We start from the raw sequence: 1,434 nt of genomic DNA, 5'->3' as shown, positions 1-1,434 counted from the left end.
TGTTGAGTTGCATGTATGGACCCGACGCCATTTGCAAGCTGCTTTCGGTGCTGAGAAACGGTTTGCATGCATGTATCCGGCTTGCTCGTGGGCAGGTCGGCGCACATGCCCGCAGCCTCGATGAGATCCGCACACCCCGTCCTCAGCAATAGGTCGGCTTGAGCCTTTCGGTCACAGCCGGCAACTCAAATCAGGCTATGGGGTGTTGGTCCAACCAGTTTCGTCATCACTTCAAACAGCGTCGCAAACCAGCGCTGGGTACTGCTTCCTTGATGTCGTGAATTCCTACTGCGAAGGGGTCAGGCGATCGCCACCGGTGGGTGGTAGGGCTGATCTCCACTGAGCAGCGCCTGGATCACACGCGCATTCTTGTTGGCCAAGGCCACCGCCGCCCGGTTGTAGCCGCGGCGGGCTACCAGATCCTGCAGCCATCGGCTGCGTGCATCAACCTTTCCTACGATGTAGCGGAGCACGGAGCGGGCCCCGTGGATCAACAGTGTTCGAAGGTACGTGTCGCCACGCTTGCTGATTCCCGACAGACGCAACTTGCCACCGGATGAATGTTGTCTTGGCACCAGGCCTAGCCAGGCGGCGAGATGACGGCCGTTCTTGAACTCTCGCGCCTCGCCGATGGCGGCGACCATTGCGGTCGCGGTCACTGGACCAACGCCATCGATAGCTGCTATCTTCTTGCACAGGGGCGACTGCCGCATGAAGGCCTTTATCCACTCATCGGCGTGAGCAATGCGTTGCTCCAACTGCTCGATCTGCTGGGAGATCTCCAGCAGCAGAGCCTGACACGTGCGCGTGAGCTCGCCTTCGCCACTACCTAGTAGCTTCGGGAGCGCGCGCTTGAATGCCACTGGAGACTGAGCCGCAACCAGACCGCGTTCCCCTAGTAGCCCTCGGGCCTGGTTGATCAGCGCGGTGCGCTGGTGCACAAGCAGCTCTCGGATTCGGTGAACAGCCTGCATATCCTGCTGGTCGACAGACTTGACCGACACGAAGTCCATCGCTGGGCGGCAGGCGGCTTCCACGATGGCTTCGGCATCGTTGCGATCGTTCTTGTTCGTCTTCACGAAGGGCGTGACGTACTGGGGGCTGATCAGGCGAACTTCGATGCCCATGCCCATGAACCGGCGCGCCCAATGGTGTGCGGAGCCGCATGCTTCCATGGCGATCAGGCGCGGCTGCAGGCTGCTCACAATGCTAAGCAGCTCTGAGCGTCGAACTTTGGAGCGATGCACCGCATGCCCGTGCCGGTCGGCACCGTGCAGTTGGAAGAAGTTCTTGGCCAGGTCAATGCCGAGGGTGGCGATTTCCATGATGAACCTCCAAGCCATGGTTGATCGGTTAGCAAGTTTCCCCGAGGGGGAGGCGTCGGGTCCATCTCAGTAATAGGTTGTTCCCGCCGAGTCGGGACGCCGGAGGCTT

The 1,434-nt window shown here is 60.6% G+C and carries 1 protein-coding gene; it reads right to left on the bottom strand.

What is annotated here, in order from left to right; genetic code table 11:
- Positions 1–299: 299 nt before the first annotated feature.
- Positions 300–1,325, bottom strand: a complete 1,026-nt coding sequence (locus tag AC3A6Y_RS34910; protein WP_487872778.1) for an IS110 family RNA-guided transposase — start codon at positions 1,323–1,325, stop codon at positions 300–302.
- Between the last annotated feature and the right edge of the window lie 109 nt (positions 1,326–1,434).

This window comes from Variovorax sp. Soil_C_17 (assembly GCF_057657265.1).
The sequence above is the reverse complement of the archived record's forward strand: the minus strand, read 5'-3'. Positions and strand labels throughout refer to the sequence as shown.